At 36.6% G+C, this 23,712-nt stretch carries 13 protein-coding genes; 10 read left to right on the top strand and 3 right to left on the bottom strand.

Annotated features, from left to right (window positions below; all coding sequences use genetic code 11):
• Position 1: 1 nt before the first annotated feature.
• The 3 genes from AC13DP_RS11110 to AC13DP_RS11100 are packed head-to-tail and all read right to left on the bottom strand — an operon-like array spanning position 2 to position 5,911.
• Entirely contained in the window at positions 2-1,450 is a 1,449-nt protein-coding gene (locus tag AC13DP_RS11110) for a glycoside hydrolase family 30 protein (protein WP_347407730.1), read from the bottom strand.
• Position 1,451: 1 nt separating this feature from the next.
• Positions 1,452-2,933 carry a RagB/SusD family nutrient uptake outer membrane protein gene (locus AC13DP_RS11105; RefSeq protein ID WP_347407729.1) on the bottom strand — a complete coding sequence of 494 codons (1,482 nt, stop codon included), beginning with the start codon at positions 2,931-2,933 and terminating at the stop codon, positions 1,452-1,454.
• A 14-nt stretch (positions 2,934-2,947) separates the two neighbouring features.
• Positions 2,948-5,911, bottom strand: coding sequence for a SusC/RagA family TonB-linked outer membrane protein (locus tag AC13DP_RS11100; protein ID WP_483067822.1), 2,964 nt, complete (start codon positions 5,909-5,911; stop codon positions 2,948-2,950).
• A gap of 288 nt (positions 5,912-6,199) precedes the next feature.
• On the opposite strand from AC13DP_RS11100, the gene AC13DP_RS11095 reads away from it, so the two are divergent.
• The 10 genes from AC13DP_RS11095 to AC13DP_RS11050 all read left to right on the top strand — a co-directional run bounded on the left by AC13DP_RS11095 (position 6,200) and on the right by AC13DP_RS11050 (position 23,692).
• Positions 6,200-9,124, top strand: a complete 2,925-nt coding sequence (locus AC13DP_RS11095) for a triple tyrosine motif-containing protein (RefSeq protein WP_483067821.1) — start codon at positions 6,200-6,202, stop codon at positions 9,122-9,124.
• A 110-nt stretch (positions 9,125-9,234) separates the two neighbouring features.
• A complete protein-coding gene (locus AC13DP_RS11090; RefSeq protein ID WP_483067820.1) occupies positions 9,235-9,531 on the top strand; it encodes an outer membrane beta-barrel protein in 297 nt (98 codons plus the stop codon).
• A 315-nt stretch (positions 9,532-9,846) separates the two neighbouring features.
• Entirely contained in the window at positions 9,847-11,250 is a 1,404-nt protein-coding gene (locus tag AC13DP_RS11085) for a sulfatase family protein (RefSeq protein WP_483067819.1), read from the top strand.
• Between the two features lie 310 nt (positions 11,251-11,560).
• Complete coding sequence (locus AC13DP_RS11080) at positions 11,561-12,289, top strand: GntR family transcriptional regulator (protein WP_339814146.1); 729 nt, start codon at positions 11,561-11,563, stop codon at positions 12,287-12,289.
• Positions 12,290-12,464: 175 nt separating this feature from the next.
• Positions 12,465-14,822, top strand: coding sequence for a GH92 family glycosyl hydrolase (locus AC13DP_RS11075; RefSeq protein WP_483067818.1), 2,358 nt, complete (start codon positions 12,465-12,467; stop codon positions 14,820-14,822).
• A 60-nt stretch (positions 14,823-14,882) separates the two neighbouring features.
• Entirely contained in the window at positions 14,883-17,888 is a 3,006-nt protein-coding gene (locus AC13DP_RS11070; protein WP_483067817.1) for a SusC/RagA family TonB-linked outer membrane protein, read from the top strand.
• Positions 17,889-17,896: 8 nt separating this feature from the next.
• The gene (locus tag AC13DP_RS11065) at positions 17,897-19,468 is read left to right on the top strand and encodes a RagB/SusD family nutrient uptake outer membrane protein (RefSeq protein ID WP_483067816.1); all 1,572 of its coding nucleotides are present in this window, start codon (positions 17,897-17,899) and stop codon (positions 19,466-19,468) included.
• Positions 19,468-20,706 (top strand): SusE domain-containing protein, encoded by a 1,239-nt coding sequence (locus AC13DP_RS11060; protein ID WP_483067815.1) that lies wholly within the window; start codon positions 19,468-19,470, stop codon positions 20,704-20,706. The genes AC13DP_RS11065 and AC13DP_RS11060 overlap by 1 nt, the downstream gene beginning before the upstream one ends.
• Before the next feature lie 4 nt (positions 20,707-20,710).
• On the top strand, positions 20,711-21,919 hold the full coding sequence (locus AC13DP_RS11055; protein ID WP_228249297.1) for a glycoside hydrolase family 76 protein: 1,209 nt from the start codon (positions 20,711-20,713) through the stop codon (positions 21,917-21,919).
• 3 nt (positions 21,920-21,922) lie between these two features.
• Positions 21,923-23,692: a class I mannose-6-phosphate isomerase gene (locus AC13DP_RS11050; protein ID WP_483067814.1), complete on the top strand. Its 1,770-nt coding sequence runs from the start codon at positions 21,923-21,925 to the stop codon at positions 23,690-23,692.
• Positions 23,693-23,712: the final 20 nt, after the last annotated feature.

Genomic DNA, 23,712 nt, shown 5'->3' with positions numbered 1-23,712 from the left:
TTTATTCCCACGTGATGGTGGCTACACTTTCTGGAGAAAGGGTATAATCAAATCTATTCTCTCCCATAATCACAGAAAATGTCTTTGAAGTTGGAGTTTCATTAAGTACTATCAATGCTTTACTCCCATCAGGATTCTGAAAAGCAATACCGTCTAAGCCTGAATTATCATCAAAATTTGAAGAGCCAATTCGATGTGCACCCGGTCTTACAAATTTTGAAAAATGAGCTATCGCATAGTATTCTTCATTTTTTTCTATTTCTCCTGAAGAGTTAATGGTAACCACTCCTCTACAATCTTGGCAACCATTATTGGTAGGTCCATGATTTTCATTGAGGGCCAAATTCCAAAACAAAGCGTTTTTAGACCAGTTTTTGGTAGAACCCATTAAAATATTCTGAACATACCATCTTAGGTTGCTGGAAAAATCGGTACTCCATTCTCCTCCGGAAATTTCCGTAAAATAAAGTCCTTTGTCTGGGTAAGCATTATGAACTTGTGACATCGCACTAACATCCCCGGCATAAGCGTGAAAGGCGCTGCCTGAGACGTAAGGATTAGCTTCTGCATCGCCTAAGACGGTCATTGGGTAACCTGCTTCATCAAAATTATGATCGTAAGCAATAATTTTTGTTGAAATATTTGCTCTTTCAAAAGCAGGTCCTAATGCATTTTTTATAAAGTTAGCTTGCTCCTGAGCTTCCATACGCATAGTTGGATAGCCTGAAGTATGTAGAGGTTCATTTTGTGGAGTAATCGCATCAATTGGAATTCCATGATTTTTAAAAGCCTGAATATATTCAACAAAATAATTGGCGTAGGTTGTATACCATTGTTCTTCTAATTTTCCTCCATATAGACTTTCATTATCTTTCATCCAAGCAGGAGCACTCCAAGGACTTCCCATAAATTTAACTTCTGGGTTAATACTTAGAATATCATTTGCTACAGGAATTACATGCATTTCGTCATGGGCTATAGAAAAATTATCCAGGTTAGGATCCTCCTGCCCTTGCGGCATATCGGCGTAAGTAAAATCTTCCAAAGAAAAATCTGAAGCTCCAATGGTTAATCGTAAATAACTCATTCCCGCTCCACTTTCTACATCAAACAAATCGGAAAGCAAACTGTTTTTTTGTGCAGTACTTAAATTATTAATCACATAAGCAGAAGAACCGGTTAAAGCTGCCCCGAACCCTTCTATTTCCTGCATTTGTTCAGTTTCATTAATGGTGATGGAAGGGTATGATGTCTCCTTATTATCAATAATACTTAGATGATCTTGTGCTGAAAGCAACCTGCTCTCATCGCCACTGGTAACCCAAATTTGTGCCGTTCCAACTTCGTTACCGCTACCACCGATTGTTGGTGGCGGGTAACTTTTCTGATCATCATCTGAACAGCCAATTAATGTAGCTGCAATTACTATAGTTATTAATATCTTCTTCATTTTAGTATCCAGGATTTTGTGTAAGATTAGGGTTTCTATCGATCTCGTTTTGGGGAATTGGTAATAACAGATCTTTTTCGGTTACACTGTAATTTACCGGTTGGCCAGTACTTAAATCGATATCATCTACACTATTCATAACTTCAATAGCTTTGTTATATCTAATTAAATCGTCCCAACGTTTAGCTTCTTGAGCAAGTTCTAATCGCCGCTCTTTTAAAATAGCTTCCCTCATTGTATTTTGAGAGGCTGTTTCTCCTGCAGTTAGCGGCTCTAATTCAGCTCGATTTCTAATGATATTCACTAGTTCTACAGCTTGGTCTGTTTGCCCTAATTCGTTTAAAGCTTCGGCTTTTAGTAATATGATATCGGCTAAGCGAAGTAAGTATTCGTTATCTGCACTTGCCCAGGCGCTGGCATTTTTCCATTTATATGCAAAAGCAACACTACTGTTAGGGGCATTTCCCCAATACTCATCGATCCAGGAAACTTTTTCAAAAAGTACGGTTGCATTTTTACGAATGTTATCACCTTCGGCATCAAAAGCCGCCACTAAATCTTTAGACGGAGTGACAAATTTTCTCCAGCTGTCACCACTAATAGAAGGCGGTAATTGCATTTGTGGCGCCCAGTTTCCTTCGTCGCCTCCTAAAAACTGAATTTCTAAAATAGATTCTGAATTATTATAATGATTTCCATCAAATAATTCGGCATAATTAGCGAGTAGGGTATACCCTGCAGGGCTGTTAATTACTGCGTTGGTGTGCTCTAAAACTTTGTTGTAATCTGGATTTTGCATTTGTGCATAAACTTTGGCTAAAAGTGCATTCGCTGCGCCTTTTGTGGCTCTGGCTTTGTTAACGCTTGCGTCATTACCATAATCATCGGGTAAGCGTGTTAAAGCTTCCTCTAAATCGGCCATGATTTGGGTATACACTTCGTCTACCGAGGCTCTTGGTTTTCTAGTCACCGAAGGGTCGGTAGTGCTTATAAACTCCAGGTATAATGGTACATCCCCAAAATTCTTTACAAGGGTAAAATAATGATAAGCCCGTAAAAAATAAGCCTGCCCTAAAATGTGTTCACGTTCTTCTTCGGTGATTCTATTTTCTACTAAGGGGGCATTTTCTAAAACGACATTGGCTTTGGATATGGCGTTATAAACATTTCCCCACATCCCGTAAATTCTGCCATTTGTGGGTGTGATATCTATACGGTCAAATTGATAAATTTCGGGATTGTCACCACCTGCATAGTGATTATCCGATCTTACATCCTGATAGATCACCCTATCCCAGATATAATAATCTGAAGATTGAAAAGATTCATACACCCCTGTTAATGCCGCCTGTATTTGCGGACCTGTAGCGTAGGCTGAGGCTGCTGTTTCTTCAGAAATTGGTTTTATGTCCAGTTCATCATTACAGGAAACCAAAGTTCCTGCTACTAATGAAATCATTATGTATTGCTTTATATTTTTCATAATCATAATCAATTTTAAAATCTAACATTCATTCCTAAAATTACGTTTCTGGTTTGCGGATAGGTACCAAAGTCTACCCCCTGTACTGCTGTATTGCCTCCAAAGGCATTAACTTCAGGATCAAAACCGGAATAATCTGTAATCGTAATTAAATTCTCGCCTGTTAAATAAAGCTTCAATGTGCTTAGATTCAATTTATTCAGCAGTGGTGCGGGAAGATTATAGCTTAAGCTTACCGCTTTAAATCTTAAATATGAACCATCCTCAACATAGCGTGTTGAAAGTCTTGAGTTTTTGGTATCACCTTCTAAAGCTCTTGGGATATTAGTAATATCTCCCGGTTGTCTCCATCTATTATTTACAGAAGCTAATTGGTTTTTAGAGTCCACCATTGCTTCCATCTGTAAACGGGTTGCATTAAAGACATCATTCCCTTGAGATCCCTGTAAGAAAATATTTAAACTGAAATTTTTATAGGATAGCGTATTCCCCAAACTATAAATAAAATCTGGGTTAGGGTCGCCAATAATTCGTCGATCATCTGCTGTAGGATTAAATGTACTTTCGCCATTTTGATCGATGTAATAAACATCTCCTGTTTGTGGATCTACACCGCCCCATTGATACCCGTAAAATGTACCTAAGGCTTCTCCTTCTTTAATTAAACTTACATTACCTCTACTGGCCACATCCCCTCGGGTAATTACCTGCCCAACAATATATTTAGCCTCATTTCGGTTTAAGGAAAGATTTGCAGAAGTGGTCCACGAGAAATTATCTGTAGTTATATTTACCGTGTTTAATTGAAATTCCAATCCTTTATTTTGAATTTCCCCTACGTTTTGGATGGCAGAACTAAATCCGGTTCCGGTTGGTAGCGGATTATTTAAAAGAAGGTCGTAGTTCTTTTTTAAATATGCATCTACAGAAAAGGTAATATTCCCATTGTATAAACCTAAATCTATACCGATATTCGTTTGCTCAGATTCTTCCCATTTTAAATCGTCATTCGCAATAGTGGCGGGGTAAGTTCCCGGCATTGTTTGCCCTCCAATAGGGTAATTTCCTCCAGATCCTACCCTTGCAAGATATGCATAACCTCCGGTGTCGTTACCAACGATCCCCCAGCCGGCTCTTAGTTTTAGTTCAGATAAATTTTCTACATCTTCCAGGAAAGCCTCTCTGGAAATTCTCCATCCGGCAGAGAAGGATGGAAAATATCCCCATTTGTTAGCAGGCCCAAAAGAACTAGAGCCATCAGCTCTAAAATTGGCTGTTAATAAGTATCTTTTTTTGAAGTCATAGTTTATTCTGGAAATAAACGACGCATTTGTTTTTTCGCTTTTGCCGGCATTCGCGCTTATGATTTCAGATCCGGCTCCCGGAGTAGTAATTTCTGCACTGGCAAAATTTCTTCTTTCGATGCTACTGTTTTCCCATCGGTTTTTCTGGAAAACACTCCCTACAAGGGCTTCCAGTTTATGATCCCCAAAGCTGTGGTTATATCTAAGGGTATTGTCCCATATAAAGTAATTATTAATATTTGTATTATAACGTCCAATACCGTTGGTCGCACGCCCGTAACTGGTGGTAAATGGATCCAGGAAATAATCATTACGGTCTGCATTAAAATCGATTCCGAAATTGGTTTTAAAAGTAAAGTCTTTTAAGAATTTCACTTCGGTATAAATATTTCCCAATAATCTTTGGTTTTTATATCTCCTATCTGCAGCATCTGTGCTTGAAAACGGATTTTCCCAATCCTGAAATGGATTACTGGTATAAGAACCGTCTTCTCTATATATCCCTATATTTGGAGGGGTAGCTAATACTCCTAATAAAACCCCACCTTGATTAACCGCAGAATTATCGGTCACATCTACATCTGTATAATGGGTGTAATTGATATTGGTACCAATCTTTATCCAGCTATTTATTTCTTTGGATAAATTGGTTTTAAAACTATAACGTTCCATTTCAGCACTTCTTACCGCGCCTTCCTGACTAAGGTAACCTCCCGAAATATAATATTGCGTTCCGTTATTATTTCCAGAAACGGCTAACTGATAATTTTGAGATAATCCTTCTTCAAAAATTTTATTCTGCCAATCTGTATTTTGGTTGTACTGGCTCCAATCAGTGTTTTTGCCTAATTCGGTCATTAAATCGCGATACTGTTCTGCATTTAAAACTTTTTGGGTTTTCCATACTTCAGAAATACCGACATAGGAATCAAACTGAAATGCAGCCTTTTCAGATTTTCCCTGTTTTGTGGTTATTAAAACCACACCGTTGGCTCCCTGCGCACCATAGATAGCGGCAGATGAAGCATCTTTTAATATGGATATGCTTTCAATATCCGATGGGTTTAAAGAGCGGGTATCCTGTGTAGGAACACCATCAATCACATATAATGGGTCACTATTACCATCTATAGAACTGGTTCCACGTACCCTAATATTAAAATCTGCAGAAGGTTTTCCAGAACTTTTTAAAACCTGAACACCGGCTGCCTGTCCCTGTATTAATGATCCCAAATCATTGTTAGGCCGATCCTCAAAAGTTTCATCAGCATTAATGACCCCCACTGCACCGGTAATATCCTCTCTTTTTTGAGCACCGTAGCCAATAACTATAATTTCGGATAAGGCTTCGGCATTTTCTGCTAAACTTACATTTACACTCGTTTTATTACCTACCGTAATTTCTTGAGATAAAAAACCAACATAAGAAAAAGCCAAAATGTCGTTAGAGGATGCATTAATACTATAATTTCCGTCAAAATCGGTGACCACGCCGTTCGCTGTTCCTTTTACAATAACATTTACACCAGGTATAGGTAAGCCCGTAGCTTCCTCTTTAACTGTTCCTGTAATCTCTTTTTGTGACCAGGCATAAAATCCAATTAAGGAAAAACAAAAAAGTAAATAATTCTTTAATCCCATATTATAAATTTTAATGATTTCAATCGTTTTCATTATTGATAGATTTCAAGTGAAATTTATCAAACCAATAGACTATAACGATTTCGATTTTGTTTTAAATGATGATGGAAAAGTATAAATCGATGTTTTGAAGCTTAAATTTAATAATACATTTCAAATACTTCACATTAAATTAACATTACTTTTTTACTACTTCAATTATTGTAAATAACTATTAAACAGTAAATTATTTTTTAATTTTTATCGTTATTTAATTGGTAAAAACTATATTAGCAGGCTTTGTAAATATAATTTCGATTCAGTATTTGTTAATTTTAATGCATGAAATCTGAAAATTTTAAGATTAACGACTTTATTTTTGATTATCTGACAGTATTTCTGTTCTTGTTTTATGGAGTTTTTAGTGATCATTATACAATATCAGCTCAGAATAATTTATCCCCAGTTCCAGTAATAGACCTGTCTAAAAATCCGAATATCGATTATTATAGCCAGCAGGATTTTAATGCAGACTCCCAGTTTTGGAGTGTAACCGAAGATGCCGAAGCGGTGATGTATTTTGGAAATAACGACGGAATTTTAATATTTGACGGTAGCCACTGGACGACCGTACATTTAACAAATTCTTCTTCGGTGCGAAGTTTGGCTAAAGGGGCGGATGGGACTATTTATGCAGGAGGTTATAACGAATTAGGTTATATAAAGCATAACGAATTTGGCGATTATCGTTTTATATCACTAAAAGAAAGTTTGCAATTACAGAATGTGTCTTTTGAAAATATCTGGCAAATTGATGTTATTAAGGAACGCGTTATTTTTAGAAGTTTTAAAAAATTATTCGTTTTAGAAAATGGGAATGTTACTCAAATTCCTTCTAAAAATTCATTTATAAAATCTTTTCTTGTTGGGGACAGATATTTTGTTCAGGATGCTAATGAAGGACTTTATGAATTAAACTTGGACAAAAACCAGATTTCAGAATATTTTTCTGCAGAAGCTATTGATAATTACTCCATTGTTTATATATCTGATAATTTTGATCTCATTACCTCAAACGGTAAAATTTTTGAAACCAATCAAAAATCTTTAAGTCTTAAACAGTCGATTTTCGAAGACTCTAATGATCAAATTATTTCAGTCTTAAAGTTAGATCCTAGCAGTGTTTTATTAGGTACTTTAAGTCAGGGCATCAAAGTATTAAAGAAAGAGGAGGCAGGATATCACATAAGTTCCATCAACAGTGCAAATGATAAAACAGTTTTAAACTTGTATAAAACAAGTAATGGTAACGTATGGGCTTTATTGGATAGCGGACTTGAATTTCTTAATTATAACAGCCCAAGAACCACCATTTTTAATCAGGCTTCTGTTTATGATACCTACTGGGATAAAGATTATTTTTATGTAGCTACCAATAAAGGAGTATATTATTCAGACTTGTTGAATCAAAACATCAATCCCAATTCATTTAAAAAATTAAATGATATCCCTGGCCAGGCCTGGAGTTTTAATGAGTTAAATGGTGAACTTTTTATTAATCATGATAAAGGTCTGTTTAAGCTTACCCGTGATTTTACTTCTGAAAGAATAGGTGGTGTTAATGGGGTTTGGAAAACTATTAAGCTTAAAAACTATCCTAATACATATCTAGTGTGTACCTACGAAGGTATTTATATACTCAAAAATGAAAATGGCAATTGGATCATTCGAAATAAAGTACAGGGTTTTGACGAATCTTCAAGGGATATTTTAGCAACTCATAATCCCAATGTATTTTGGATATGTCATGGTTATAAAGGAGTTTATAGGATAACTTTGGATAAGCAACTGGAAAGGGCGATTGCTATTGATCATTTTACGGAGAAAAACGGATTGCCTGCAAAATTCAATATTAATGTATTTAAATGGCAGGATGAAACAGTATTTTCTACGAATAATGGAGTTTATAAGTTTGATGAGTATGACAAGAGATTTAAGCCTTATAAGCCCCTTAACAAGATCATAGATACGACAAGAAATCCCAGAACAATTATTGATGCTAAAGATAAAACTTGGGTAGTTCAGGATGATGAGCTGGGCTTTTTTCTAACAAATTCAAATAATCCCAAAATACAAAGTGATATTTTTCTTCAAACCAAGGGGACATTTAATCGTGGAATGGAGTCTATAACGCCCTTATCGGAAAATAGCTTATTAGTGGGTACCCATAACGGATTATTCTTATATGATTTATCTAATACCATTAAGCAAGAGGGGGTGAAAACTTTTTTTACAAAGATTACCTATTATAGGGATCAAAATACTGTAAACCTTCCTGTTGATAAAGATTCTATCGTCGAAATTCCCAATAATTTAAATAGTATAAAATTCTCTTTTGCCACACCATCTATGGTGAATAATCAAAATATAAAATTTAGCTATAAGCTGGAAGATGTAGATAAGGATTGGTCGAGTTGGCAACACTTAGCTTTTAAAGAATATAGTTTATTAACGCCTGGTAATTATGTGTTTAAGGTTAAAAGTAAAAACGTATTGGGCAACGAATCAAAAATCGCTTCTTATCAATTTTATATACGCCCAAAATGGTATCAAAGTGGTATGGCCTATGTAGGTTATGCAATAATTTTTCTATTACTCCTTATAACCGGACAGCAATTGCTTGCGAGAAAAATAAAGAAAGAAAATCAAAAGTCTATACTTAAAGAACAACGAGCAAATAAATTACTTCAGCTAGAAATTAATCAGTTAAAATTAGAGCAGGAGAAAGAGAAAATTGAAAGGGATAAAAAACATTTACAGCGAGATATTATTGAAAAAAGTAAGGAATTAGCTAATTACACCATGCTATTAGTTAATAAAAAGAATTTTTTCGATCAACTTCAGGAAGATTTAAAGGAACTTAAACAGATTTCAAAAAATAAACAATCCAATCAAAAGATTCTTGAGATCTTTAAGAAAATGCATAGAAACAATATTGATGAGCAATATTTGCAGGTTTTTGATAGCAATTTTGAAAGTGTTCACCATGAATTCTTTACAAACCTGAAACAAAAAATCCCTAATCTTTCCAAAAAAGAATTACGGCTATCAGCATTCATCAAAATGGAATTATCCAATAAAGATATCGCTCCATTATTAGGAATTTCTATTAGAGGAGTAGAAACAGCAAGATACAGGTTGCGAAAAAAATTGAACATGGAACATGATGATAATCTAATGGAGTTTTTTGAAAGCTTAAAAAGTTGATTTAATTGTATGGAGTAGGGGATCAATACTTCATATAAATCTTAAGCTTGGATTTTAGCATTAAATAGTATAAAGATGGAAATTGGCATATACAACCTTCTGCAAATTATATGAGAATAAAAGAAACCAGTTTTCTTACTGTCCCAGTACTAGCACAGTATTATATTGAAGATTCAGGATTTTTTGTTCAGGCGGGACCTCAGGCTAACTTCATTCTAGAGGATGTAAACATCAACACTGTTGGCTTAGATGCTGCTTTTGGAGTTGGATACCATATTGATGAGCATTTTTTCCTTGATGCAAGGTATGCTTTCGAAGTTACAAATCGTTATTCTTGTGATGATTATTTTGTTGATATAAAAGCTCGTTTAAATACCTTAAATATCGGAATTGGTTATAAATTTTAACCAGTCCCAAGCAATTATTATAAAAAAGCGAAAGATCGATCTTTCGCTTTTTTTATTGTCTTAATATGAAGAATAAGAACTTCTATTCCTACTATATTCAAATTAAATTGCTCCGGTTTAGCCAGGCTAAGCTTTATGGAGTGATTTACATTTCTCAATACAGTAGACTGTGGCATATTTCCAATATTGGAAATGCTCATCGAGTGATAAACAGCGCCTTCTCTTAGGCTATAATTTATCTCAAGATAAAATAGTAAATTGGAGCATTTATATGGCTATGCTGAGACCAAACAGGTGGAGCTTAAATTATGAATTATGAGTTCGAAAATTTTAAAAATAACGAGTTTAATTTTTTTAGGCGTTTTTGTTTTATTTATAGGCGGTAATTTAAAAGGACAGGAGGTAAACAAACAGTCTAAAGGGACTTTACGGCCTAATTTTGTCATTATCATGGCAGATGACCTTGATAGTGGGCAGCTTAGCTGTTATGGAGGTGAGAATATAAATACTAAAAATATTGATGAGCTTGCAAATCAAGGAATGAAATTTAACAATATGATTTGCTCGGAAGCCATGTGTGTGCCTACCAGGGCCTCCTTATTTACAGGACGCTACCCAATGAGTCATGGAGCGTTTCAGAATCATAAAAATGTGTATGATAGTATTAAAAGTGTAGGTCATTATTTGGGCGATTTAGGGTATAGCGTGGCCCTAACGGGTAAAAATGATTGTACCCGGCCAAAATCTATTTATCCTTTTGAGATTATAGAGGGATTTGAAACCAGTTGTGTGTCGTTAAGCGATGACTATTCTTTAAATGGCATTCGATCCCTGGTAAGGAATTCGGCAGACCCTTTTTGTTTATTTGTGATGAGTATTAACCCACATGCACCATGGACTGTGGGTAACCCGGGTGAGTTTAATGCCGATAGTTTAGTGCTTCCGCCAAATTATGTGGATACTCCTGAGACCCGGGAAGATTACACTAAATATTTGGCAGAGGTGCGCAGGCTTGATAATCAGGTAGGAGATGTTGTGCAAATGTTGAAAGATGAAGGGCAATACGATAATACGATCGTCATCTTTTTAGGAGAACAGGGCCCTAAATTTCCGGGAGGTAAATGGACACTGTGGGATCAGGGACAAAAAAGTTCAATGATCGTTAAATGGAATAAGAAAGTAGAAGCCAATTCCTCGACCGATGCCATTGTACAGTATGAAGATATGTTGCCCACATTGATTGATATCGCTGGAGGTGATCCTGTTGAAAAGCTTGATGGAAAAAGTTTTCTGGATGTTTTAGAAAATTCCTCGGCATCTCATAGGGATTTCGCCTATGGGATTCATAATAATATTCCTGAAGGACCAGCATATCCAATACGGGGTATAAGAAGCAAAAGATATAAGCTTATAGAAAATTTGACTCCAGAAAGAGAATACAAGATAAAATACACCATGAATGATAATGAAAAAGGTGTGGTATGGGCTTCATGGAAAGAAAAGGCTAATCATTCAGAACAGGCTAAAATATTTTCAGAACGCATTGTAAGACGACCCTCTTTAGAATTTTATGATCTCGAAAAAGACCCCTATGAACTTAATAATCTTGCTACAAATCCCGCTTATGCCGATAAGGTAAAAGAATATGACACTAAATTAAAAAAATGGATGGAAGAAGAGCATGACGCAGGAGCATCGGTGGATAGAATCTATCAGTAGCGTCTGTGCAGGAAGCTTACAAGAAAATCTCTAGGACAAAGAGATTAAAAAAATCCAAACGAATAATTTAATCGATAGTTCAAAACTTTTGCTATCACGAGATTATAATGTTTGAATTAAATTGTAAGAAAGACATTTAAATTTATAGATATAATCTCGTCCAGACCGGCAAAGGGCAAAAGCTTTTTATTCTAATTTATACACTAGTATTGGGGGTGATCTCTACTGATCTGCTGTAATTGGATTATGTGTAAACATTATTACTTATTAAAAATTAGTAGTATTGTATTCTGATTCCACGGATAGAAATATGAAATTTAATATCGACCATAAAAGTCCTGTACCACTTCATGCACAAGTAGAAGAATTGTTACGTGAACTTATTGAAGAAGAAGAATATAAAAACGGGAAAATACTCCCTAGCGAGGTAGAGCTTTCAAAAAAGTTAGCCATTTCACGGTCTACTGTAAGACAGGCTATTAAAAAATTAGTTTTTGAAGGGCTTTTGATAAGAAAAAAGAGAGCCGGAACCAAAGTAGCACCAAAGCCCGTAAGCTCTAAGTCTAATAACTGGCTGAGTTTTTCTCAGGAAATGCGTTTAAGAGGCATCCCTATTAAAAACTATGAACTGCATTTAAGTTGGGTAGAAGCAGATCATGAGTTAGCCGAGTTTTTTGAAATCGACCTTAAGCGTAAAGTATTGAAAATGGAAAGAGTGAGAGGTAAACCCGACGAGCCTTTTGTTTATTTTGTGTCTTATTTTCATCCCAGAATTGGTTTAAACGGAGAAGAAGATTTTACCCGACCCCTTTATGAGATGCTGGAACATGACTATTCAGTAGTGGCTACTATTTCCAAAGAAGAAATAAGTGCCACTGCAGCCAAAGCTTTGATTTGTGAAAAACTTCAGATAAAGGAGAATGACCCAGTCTTGTTTAGAAAACGCTTTGTTTTCGACCAGGGAGAACGTCCTATAGAGTATAATTTAGGCTATTATAAAGCAGATAGCTTTTTCTTCACAGTAGAAAGTAGTCGTTAAAAAGCGTATTAAAGTGCTATTTTGTTAAATATTTATATCTAATATTTGTAGGATGTGAAAAAAATAGCCCTATTATATTTATTAATTCAAATATTATGAATATGTTTGTACATATGAACATTAATGTATTATTTAATATATATCTTGGGTATCCAACTTCTAATTAATATCTAAAATGAATAAAATAACTTTTATAGGCCTTCTGTTAATTGTTATGAGCTGTGGAAAGCATCCAACTTCTAATAATTTGAACGAAAAGGATACAGCAGATGTTAGCGCATATGTAGATCCTAATATAGGTACTGCACATAGCCGTTGGTTCTTCTATACTCCTGCTGCAGTTCCGTTTGGAATGGCAAAATTGGGTCCGTCTACTAACGGTAGTTATGGGAACGAGCAGGGATGGGAGGCTGTAGGCTATGATGAGCGCCATCAAAGTATAGAAGGTTTTGCTAATCTTCATGAATTTCAGATTGGAGGATTTTTATTTACAGCGATGACCGGAGAGCTAAAAACCACACCGGGTAGTCTGGAACAACCCGATGAGGGCTATAGGTCAAGATTTGATAAAAATGATGAAATAGCGAGACCGGGATCATATCAGGTACGATTAAAAGATTACGATATCGATGTAGCCCTTACTGCTACAGAGCGGGTAGGATTTCAGAAATATACCTTTCCTAAGAGCGATAGTGCATATCTTATTTTTGATATCGGTAATAAGCTGGGGGAGAGTGGAGAAGTAAAAGATGCTAAGGTATGGTTTGATAAAGCAACAAATACGATTGAAGGTTGGGTAATTACCTATCCGGAATATGTAAAAAAATACCAGCCAAATGGCGAAGTTCGAATGTATTTTTCCGGTTTGGTGAATAGAAAACCGGTAGCAACGGGCGTGTTTCAATCAGAAAAGGTGATTGAAGATAAAAATGAAATACAGGGGAAAGGAGCCGGATTATATCTAAAATTCAATACCGAAGATAAAGAAGAGATCGTGATTAAAACAGGATTTTCTTATACTTCAATTGAAAATGCAAGATTGAATTTTGCTAAAGAAGCTAAGGATCTTGATTTTAGTACAGCGAAAAACAGAGCAGAGAAAATATGGGCTGAAGAGTTAAGTAAAATTAAAATTACCGATAACTCCAAGCAAAATAAAACAAAATTTTATACCGGTTTATATCATGCCCTTTTGGGTAGAGGTCTTGCCAGTGATATCAATGGTTCTTTTCCAGAGAATGATGGTAGTATAGGGCAAATTCCTATGGATGAAAATGGGAAGCCTAAGTTTAAATTTTACAATACAGATTCGGTTTGGGGGGCGTATTGGAATTTAACGCAGCTATGGGCTTTAGCCTGGCCAGAATATTTTAATGATTATGTACAGAGTCATTTATTGGTCTATAAGAATTCCGGATGGCTTGGTGATGGTCTTGCGAATTCAAAATTTGTTTCGGGAGTAGGGACTAATTTTGTAGGTCTTGTGATTGCTTCTGCATATCAGGCCGGTATACGAGATTATGATGTTGAATTGGCATTTAAGGCGGCATATGAAAACGAAACTAAATACCTTAATAGAAATGAAGGTGCTGGAAAAACCGATCTTGGACAATTTGTGAATCAGGGGTATATCAACTACGTTCCAGGTTGGGATACCAATCCCAATGGATCTGGCTTTTCAGTTTCTCATGCTTTGGAGTATAGTTATAGTAGCTATGCCGTAGCCCAGTTTGCCAAAGCTTTAGGGAAAGACAAGGAGTATAAAGAGCTCATGAAACTTTCAGATAACTGGAAGAATGTCTATGATGATCATATAGATTTTGTTCGACCTAAATTGGCCTCAGGAGAATTTTTGCAAGAATTTGATCCTTTTGAACCCTGGGCAGGTTTTCAGGAAGGTAACGCCTGGCAGTATACTTTTTATGTGCCACATGCTCCAGAAGAGTTAGTGGCAAAGATGGGAGAAGAAAAATTTGTAAAACGTCTGGATTCTATATTTAGCGTTTCTGAAAAAACAAAATTTGGCGGAGAAGAGATCGATGCCTTTGCAGGAGTGAAATACCTTTATAATCAGGGAAATCAACCCAATCTACATATCTCCTGGTTGTTTAATTTTACCGATCATCCCTGGCTTACCCAAAAATGGGTGCGAAAAATTTGTGATGAGTTTTACGGGACAGAGGGTATTCATGGATACGGCTACGGTCAGGATGAAGATCAGGGACAACTTGGATCCTGGTATGTGATGTCTTCTATGGGGTTGTTTGACGTAAAGGGACTTACCGAGACAAATCCATCTTTTCAAATTGGAAGCCCAATGTTTGATAATATCCAGATTGAGAATGGTTATGGCCATCGCATAGTGATAGAAACTAAGAATAATAAGCCAAATAACTATTATGTACAATCAGTGAAACTTAATGGAGAACCCTTAAAGGAAAATAGCGTACCGCTATCTACGCTTAAAAAAGGTGCAACCCTGGAATTTGTAATGGGAGACCAACCTAATCGAAATTTGTTTAAGACAGAATAATTCTTGGAAAAATTAATAATTTAAATATGTATAGACATATGAACTTAATTGTAGCTAATTATGAAAAATAAATATGCGCATGTAATTCTGATTTTCTTTTTACTTCTTTTTTCTAAATCGTTTTCGCAGGAGATCGAGATAAAAGGAACAGTGAGTGATGAATCTGGTGCTTTACCAGGGGCTTCAGTCATAATCAAAGGAACTAATAATGGTACCACTACAGATTTTGAGGGCCAGTTTAGTCTAAGAGTTGATCCTAACCTCCAAAATGTGTTGGTGGTAAGTTTTGTGGGGTACCGCACAAAGGAAGTAGCTATAAGTGCTGATCAACAAAATTATGAGATTTTGCTTGAAAGTGATTTAAATCAACTGGACGACGTAGTAGTTGTTGGTTATGGTACCGAAAAAAGAGCCAATCTTACTGGTGCGGTAAGTACTATTGATGAAAAGGCTATAGAGGGAAAGCCGGTAACGAACTCATATCAGGCGTTACAGGGGGAATCTTCGGGCTTGATTATCCAGAATACTACTTCTAAGCCGGGGTCCATTCCGCAGATTAATATTCGTGGAATTAGTACCATCAACGGGAATACACCATTAATTGTAGTGGATGGAGTGATTAGTTCTTTAAACAATATTAATCCCAGTAATATTGAGAGCATAAGTGTACTAAAAGATGCCGCATCGGCTGCTATATATGGATCCAGGGCGGCTAATGGCGTTATTTTAGTCACTACAAAAAATGGGAAAAAAGGGAAACCACGCTTTACATATCAAACCATGTTTGGAATCCAGGAACCTACAAATTTCCCGAAATTTGCTTCCTCCTGGGAATATGCTACCTTAAGAAATGAGGCTTTAATTAATTCAGGTATGGCGCCGGCCTTTACACCAGAACAGATTTTAAATTTTAAGGAAAATGGTCCGGATGTAAACTGGAACCGGGAAATTTATAAGGATATCGCGTTGCAAAATAATCATAACCTATCCATGAGCGGAGCTGATAATGGACTAAATTATTTAGTTTCTCTGGGATACTTAGATCAGGAAAGTTTGTTTAAAGGTCCTGATTACGGCTATCAACGTTACAATGCCAGGATTAATTTAGAAAAAGAAATTAATGATAAATTCAAAATGGGTGGTCGAATGTCTTTCGCCAGAAATGATATAAAAGATCATGCTTATTTTGAAGAGTGGATTATAGAGCCAACCGTTCGTATGCCCCCTATTTATAATATTGTAGATGAAAACGGAAACTACACCTTATCGAGTGGAAGTAATAGTAATCCACTGGCGCAATTAGAGCAGGGAGGCGTTACCAATACGCAAAACGATGAATTTCTGGGTAATTTTAGTCTGGAATATAAGCCAATTGAAGATCTGGTACTTAAAGCAGTTTTAGGAGGCAATATAACCAGTAACAAAACCCATCAGTTTCGAAAGGCTATAGAATTTGCCTATCCGGGAGGAGGAAACAACCAAAATTCGGTAACAGATAGTTATAACAGGTCTCTATATCTTAATCCCTTTATTACAGCGACATATACTAAAACCTTTGCAGAGAAGCACGATTTCGACTTGCTTCTGGGAGGTTCATCAGAGAAATATAAAGAAGAATATTTTGGAGTAACAGGAATTGATATCCCTGGTAATGATTTTGGAGTTATCGATAATGCAGGAGATTTGCAAAGTGCAAATGGATCGGGAAATGAATGGGCTATTCAATCTGTTTTTGGTAAAATAGGATATACTTTTGATGATAAGTATTTGCTAAAAGCCAATTTAAGATATGATGGTTCTTCAAGGTTTGCTGAAGCAAAACGTTGGGGAGTATTCCCATCGGTTTCTGCCGGATGGATTTTAAGTGAAGAAAACTTCTTTACTCCTTTAGAGGATGTGGTTTCTTTCGCAAAGATTAGAGCTTCATGGGGACAATTAGGGAATCAGGATATTAGCGATCTATATGGTTACCAAAGTTTAGTGGGCACCGGTAGAAATGTATATAGTTTTGGAGGTGTAGGTGTTTCTGGAGCTTATTATTCGGTTTCTAATCAAAATAGAACCTGGGAAACATCAACTATGAAAAACCTGGGGATAGACTTATCGTTTTTTAAAAGAAAGCTTGATGTCACTTTTGAGGTTTTTGATAATCTTACTGAAGATATTTTATTACAGCTTCCTGTTCCGGCAACCTATGGTTTGGGACAACCATTTCAAAATGCCGGTTCTGTGAGAAACAGGGGATGGGAATTAAGCATGAACTATCAGTTTGAAACGGGTGCTGTAAACCATTCTTTTAATTTTAATATTTCTGATAATAGGAATGAAATAGAAGATCTAAGAAGACGAGAGTTTATCAATGGTTTTGATGTTAATACGATTTTAAGGGAAGGCTATGCGATCAACTCTTATTATGCCCTAAAAGCTGATGGATTTTTTAATTCAGAAGACGAGATCAATAATAGTGCTACCCCTATTTTTTCATCAAATGTAAAACCGGGAGATATTAAATATTTAGATCGTAATGGCGACGGAGAGATTGATTATGAAAATGATCGATTCATCTTAGGAAATGCTTTTCCCCGATATACTTTTGGAGCGACTTATGCCATGGATTGGAATGGTTTTGATTTTTCAGTATTTATTCAGGGAGTAGGTAAACGACAACAATGGCTTCGCGGCGAAATCGTTGAGGCTTTCCATAATAACAATGAAGGTCCCGTTTTTGAGCGTCATTTAGATCGTTGGACCCCAGAAAATTTAGATGCTTCTTACCCCAGATTAACGGTAGGTGCAGAATCAGTAAATAATGCGGCTAAATCTGATTTTTATATCTATGACGCGCAATACCTGAGAATTAAAAATCTTCAGATAGGATATACTTTACCCGATGCGGCAGTACATAATATTGGTTTGGAAAGTACGCGCTTATACTTAACAGGTTTAAACCTCTTAACTTTTAGTCCGTTAAATGATTTGGGCGTAGATCCAGAAAGTGTTGGATCCAGCGGTCGTGTATATCCCGTAACCAGAGTTTTCTCACTAGGATTAAATATCAATTTCTAAAAAGGTAAATGATGAAAAGAATAATAATACTTATAGCTATAGCTATGCAAGTTAGCTGTAGTTCAGATCTGGACCTTACTCCTTATGATTCCCAAAGTGAATTAACCTTTTGGCAAACAGAGGAGGATGCAAATGTTTATTTAAACGCAATCTATGCCGATCTCATGAATGCCGACCAATACCTGTTCCTGAATTCACTTTCTGACGATGCGTATACCAAAGGTAGAGAAGAGTACAGGAATATTGCCAGCGGGAGCTATGGACCCACCAATGGTGTGGTGACCGGTGTTTGGTCTGGTAGGTACGAAGCTATCCGCAGAACGAATATCTTCTTTAATAATATTGATAACGTGTCTGAAATTACCGAAGAACAACGTGTTTCGTTTAAAGGACAGGCCAGATTTATTCGGGCTTTACATTATTTTTATTTGACAGAACTCTATGGTGATGTCCCTTTCATTACTGATGAAATTAGCATCGAGGAATCTTTGAATTTAGAAAGAACAGATGAAGCGACTATATTGTCTTTTATCTATAGCGAATTAAATCAGGCTATAGAGGAATTACCACGAACCTATTCTAACGAAGAGAATGGGAGGATCACAAAGGGAGCGGCAATAGCACTAACATCTCGAATTCATTTATATCATGAAGAGTATCAGGAGGCAGCAAGTTTGGCTCAAGAACTTTTAGGGGAATACACCTTATTTCCGGATTACGGCGCACTTTTTAAAACAGAAAATGAAACCGCCAACGAGATTATTTTAAGCTTGCAGTACGTGCCGGTAGACAGAGAACATAATATACAATATTCATTGATTCCTCCTAGTCTGGGAGGATATGCAAACTTCTCGCCATTACAGGAACTGGTAGACAGTTATCCTACCCTTAACGGGTATGCTATCGATGATCCAATGGCAAATTATGATGAAGATGCCCCTTATCAAAATCGGGATCCGCGATTAAAAGCCACTATTATTTATGATGGTTATCAAATGACCGGTTTCGACGGAAATCAAGTTACGATCAATACCGCTCCCGGAGTTGCTCCAGACGGTTTAAATTATTCCTCTAATTCTACTCCAACCGGATATTATGTGCATAAATTTTATGATCCTATGGCGCGTAATCAAACAAATTCGGGATTGAACCTTGTTTTAATTCGTTATGCCGAGGTACTATTAAATTATGCCGAAGCTAAAATCGAACTGGGAGAATTTAATGAGCAGGATTGGAATACCACTATCCGTGCTCTTCGAGAACGTGCAGGACTACAGGGAGCTGCTTTAGAATTTCCGGGTACTAATCAAGACGTATTAAGAGAAATTGTAAGAAACGAACGCAGAATTGAATTAGCCTTTGAGGCCGGACATAGATTCTTTGATATTCGCAGATGGAAAATTGCAGAAGATGTTCTGGAAGGCTGGACGCATGGTATAAAAACCGATGAATCTACAGCAGATGACGGATATATAAGAGTTAGCTTAAGAACATTTGATCCTTCTAGGCACTATCTATGGCCCATTCCACAAAGTGAAAGAGATATCAATAACAACTTAACTCAAAACCCAAACTGGTAATGAAAGCATTATTAAATAGAATGATGATTGTACTGCTATTGGTATGTACATTATCATCATGCGATGAGGAAGATTATGATCTAAATCCCGAGATCGTTGAAATGGGAAATCTTGTGTTTCCCGAAAGTAACGCTACAATTGTATTAGATGTTGAAAATGACGACCGAATTAGCTTTTCCTGGACCCCGGCAAAAGCTGCAGATGGGGGAGCTTTGAGCTACCGTATTTTATTTGATGAAAAGGATGGCGATTTTAGCGAACCTTTGTTTGCAGCGACATCAGATAATGGTGGTAGTGCTTCCTCTTATACAGCAAGTGCTGCGCGCCTAAATGTAATGGCTGCTCAGGCCGGTATTGCTCAACTTGAAACCGGAGAAATTATATGGACAGTAGAAGTGTTAAGCAGTTATAACAGATTGCGTTTTGATACTCAGGCCAGTGTTCAACTTAGCCGGCCGGAAGGATTGGCTATATTCCCGGAATATATGTATATCTATGGATCGGCTACAGAATCTGAGAATATTGAAAACGCAATCGCCTTTAAAGAAATATCCAGTGAGCTGCCGCATCAGAACATCCAGCCAGGAGTATTCGAATCGATTACGAAGCTTAGCCCTGGCGAGTTTCATATTGCAAACAATAACTCGCTTAATGCCGAAGGTTTAAGCTATTATTATATTAATGAAGAAGGTAAAATTAGAGGAGGAGACCAGGCTTCAAGTTTTGATCTGGAAGAAGGAGTGTACAGAGTGAGAATGAATTTGTCACAATCCACCATTAGTTTTACACCAATATCGAATGTTCAATTATATATTATTGCTAATCAGGTGGTAAAAGCGAATTTGAATTATATAGGGAATCATACTTTTGAAGCCGATGACGCCTATTTCGAATTTTTAACTCCAGGAGCACCAGAAGCACCATCTTGGCTTGGATGGGAGGAAGAACGCTACCGCTTTAGTTTTACTTTAGGAGAAAATCAAACATCATATATCGGTAGTTTTCATAATCCAGATATGAATGGCTCTTTGGTAGCAGGTCTCGATGCATATAATGCAAGGCCCAATGGAGGAGAACCAGCCTATTATCATAATGTATATTTTCTTGGGGCGGATGCAGAATACTGGCAAGGGGCATGGAAATTTGCTGATCGATTTAACGGACAAGCTTTTACGGTGAGAATAGTTTTTGACCCCAAGGCAGAACATTATTATCATGAATTTCAATTAAACCAATAATAATATGAAAACGAAAGTATTAGGGGTTATTTACCTAATGTTGTTAAGTGTTTTTAGCTGTAACAGCGAACCTTCCATACAAGACCAAATGGTAGACAACCCAGGTGATGACGGACAAAATGAAAATCCCGATGAGGGTGAAGAATTGAGCTACCAAGAAAAAGCTTTTGCCACTTACGAGATGATTCAGCAATTATATAAGAAAGGCGATTTATATAAAGAAAATTTTCCGGAACAAAACGGAGATCGGGAGTATAGTTATCTTTGGCCATATGTAGGGATGCTCACAGCCGGAAACGTTCTATATGAGTTGGGCTATGATCGTGAGATTTTAGATAAACAATTTACAGGACTTGAAGAGTATTACGACAATCGTGATCATCTACCTACCTATCAGGCTTACCCCGTTTCTGGGGGGGCTACCGATCATTATTATGATGATAGTGCAATCGTAGCCATGGAGCTTATTAATGCCTATGAGCTTACTAACGAGTCTTTTTATCTGGAAAGGGCAAAGACAGTTACCGATTTTATTATGTCTGGAGAAGATTCCAGAATGGGGGGTGGCTTATACTGGTTTGAAGGACAATCAGATAACTGTACTAACGGTCCTAATTGTATGAAAGCAGCCAATACCAGTGCATATGCTGCTTATGTGACTTCAAAAATGTATCAGTTAACCAATAATGAAGCCTATTTAACTTTTGCCAAGAGGGTTTATGAATGGACGTATACCACTCTTCGTGATCCTTCTGATAATTTATATTGGAACGATATCAATATTGGATCTGAGCAAATAAATACCACTAAATGGACGTATAATGCGGCCATGATGATAATGTCTGCCGTAAATCTTTATGAAATCAGTGACGATCAGGAATATTTAGATGAAGCCGTTACTACGGCTAGATCTGCCCACTCTAAATTTACAAAGGTGACTAACGGAAGGATATTTTATCCTCCTAATGATTCATGGTTTAATGTAGAGTTGCTTACAGCTTATATTCAATTATCGCAATATGATTCCAAAACTAAAGATTATGTGGAGGTATTTAAAGATAATATGGATTATGCATGGGAAAATGCCAGGAATAACGAAGGTCAGTTTTATGAAGATTGGTCTGGAAACAACGAAGGGAGATTTTACTGGTTGCTACATCAGGCGGCCCTGGTAGAAGCTTTTGGAAGAATTGCTATTTACGAAAACCAATAAAAAATGATTGATTTAAAAAGGGAAATTAGAGAAACAAGTCAAATCGAATTACCGGTTAAAGACAAGGATGAAAGAGAAGGGTACAATATCTATCCTTCCTTTAATATTGGTGATAGCACCATTAACTGTGGGTATGATTCGTTAGCCAAGTCGCTAGTAGGTATTCCGGTACTCAAAATAGACGGTTATGTGGGGGTAATTTTTGAAGCTGTAAAGCACCAACTTGACGAAGCCTTTAGTAATCTGGATATCCAGGCCCAATGGATAAATGTAGAAAACGCTTTAAAAGAAGAAAAAGAGATCGATACGCTGGTAGCCCCTTTTTTAGGTGGAGATGATCCGGTATTTGGAAAGCTAAGTACCCTCGATTTGATTGATTTTTTTGATCCTTCTAAATTAGAAGCATTAAGTAAAACTACGGGTAAAAATCCAATTATTTTTTATGGAACAGGAGCAGCACTTGTACCAGTGGAAGGAGTGAATCTTTTTGTGGAAGTAAGTAAGAATGAAATCCAGTACCGCTCTAGAGCGGGGGCAGTACTTAACTTGGGAGCTTCAAAATCTTTTCATCCTAAAAAGATGTACAAAAGATTTTATTTTGTGGATTGGGCCGTGCTAAACAAACATAAAAATGCTCTTAAGGATAGGATTGATTTTATGATCGATGGCCAACGATCTATAGAAATAACCTGGATGACAGGGGATAATTGGAGAAAAGGCATTCAGGAATATGTAAAAAATCCAATTAGAGTTAGACCATGGTTCGAACCCGGTGCATGGGGAGGACACTGGATAGAAAAGCATATTAAAGGCCTTTCGGAAGATGTGATCAATTATGCCTGGTCCTTTGAACTTATCGTTCCCGAAAACGGCGTTATTTTTGAAAGTTCCGGGTATTTACTAGAATTTTCTTTTGACTTTTTGATGTATCATGCCGGGAGTAAAATTCTTGGTGATGATTTCGAAACTTATCAGTACGAATTCCCTATACGCTTTGATTTTCTGGACACTTTTGATGGAGGAAACCTATCCATTCAATGTCATCCTCAAAAGCAATATATGAAGGAACATTTCGGAGAAAATATTACCCAGGAAGAAACCTATTACATACTGGATAGAAAAAATAATGCACAGGTTTATTTAGGTTTTCAGGAAGGGGTCACTCCATCTGGTTTTCAACATGCTTTGGAAGAAAGCGTTCGGCTTAATAAAGAATTGGATATTCTTAAATACGTACAGGCTTTTGATGCCAAAAAGCATGGCCTTTATTTAATCCCACCGGGAACAATACATGGCTCTGGGACAGATAATCTGGTTTTAGAGATTAGTTCTACACCGTACATTTATACATTCAAAATGTATGATTGGCTTAGGTTAGACCTGGATGGAAAGCCAAGACCAATCAATATAGAACGGGGAATGGATAATTTGGTTTTCGAACGTTCTGGAGAAAGCGTAGCTAAAGAACTTATTGCATCGCCAGAGATTCTGGAGGAAAATAAGAATTATACCTTAGAACATCTGGCTACACATTCGGAGCATTTATACGACGTGCATCGTTATACAATAAATACCAAAGTAAATATAGATACCGAAAACAAAACACATATTTTAAGCCTGGTAGAAGGGCAAAAAATGCTAATAAAGACTTCAGAAAAGAGCTTTTTATTCAGTTATGCAGAGTCTTTTATAATGCCCGCTATTGTAGGAAACTATACGATTGAAAATCTAACCGATATGCCTATAAAACTTATAAAAGCCTTTATCAAATAACAGTTGGGGTATCACTGTAA

It is taken from the genome of Zunongwangia sp. L-65 (assembly GCF_056859415.1).
This window is presented reverse-complemented; position numbering and strand designations above follow the sequence as displayed.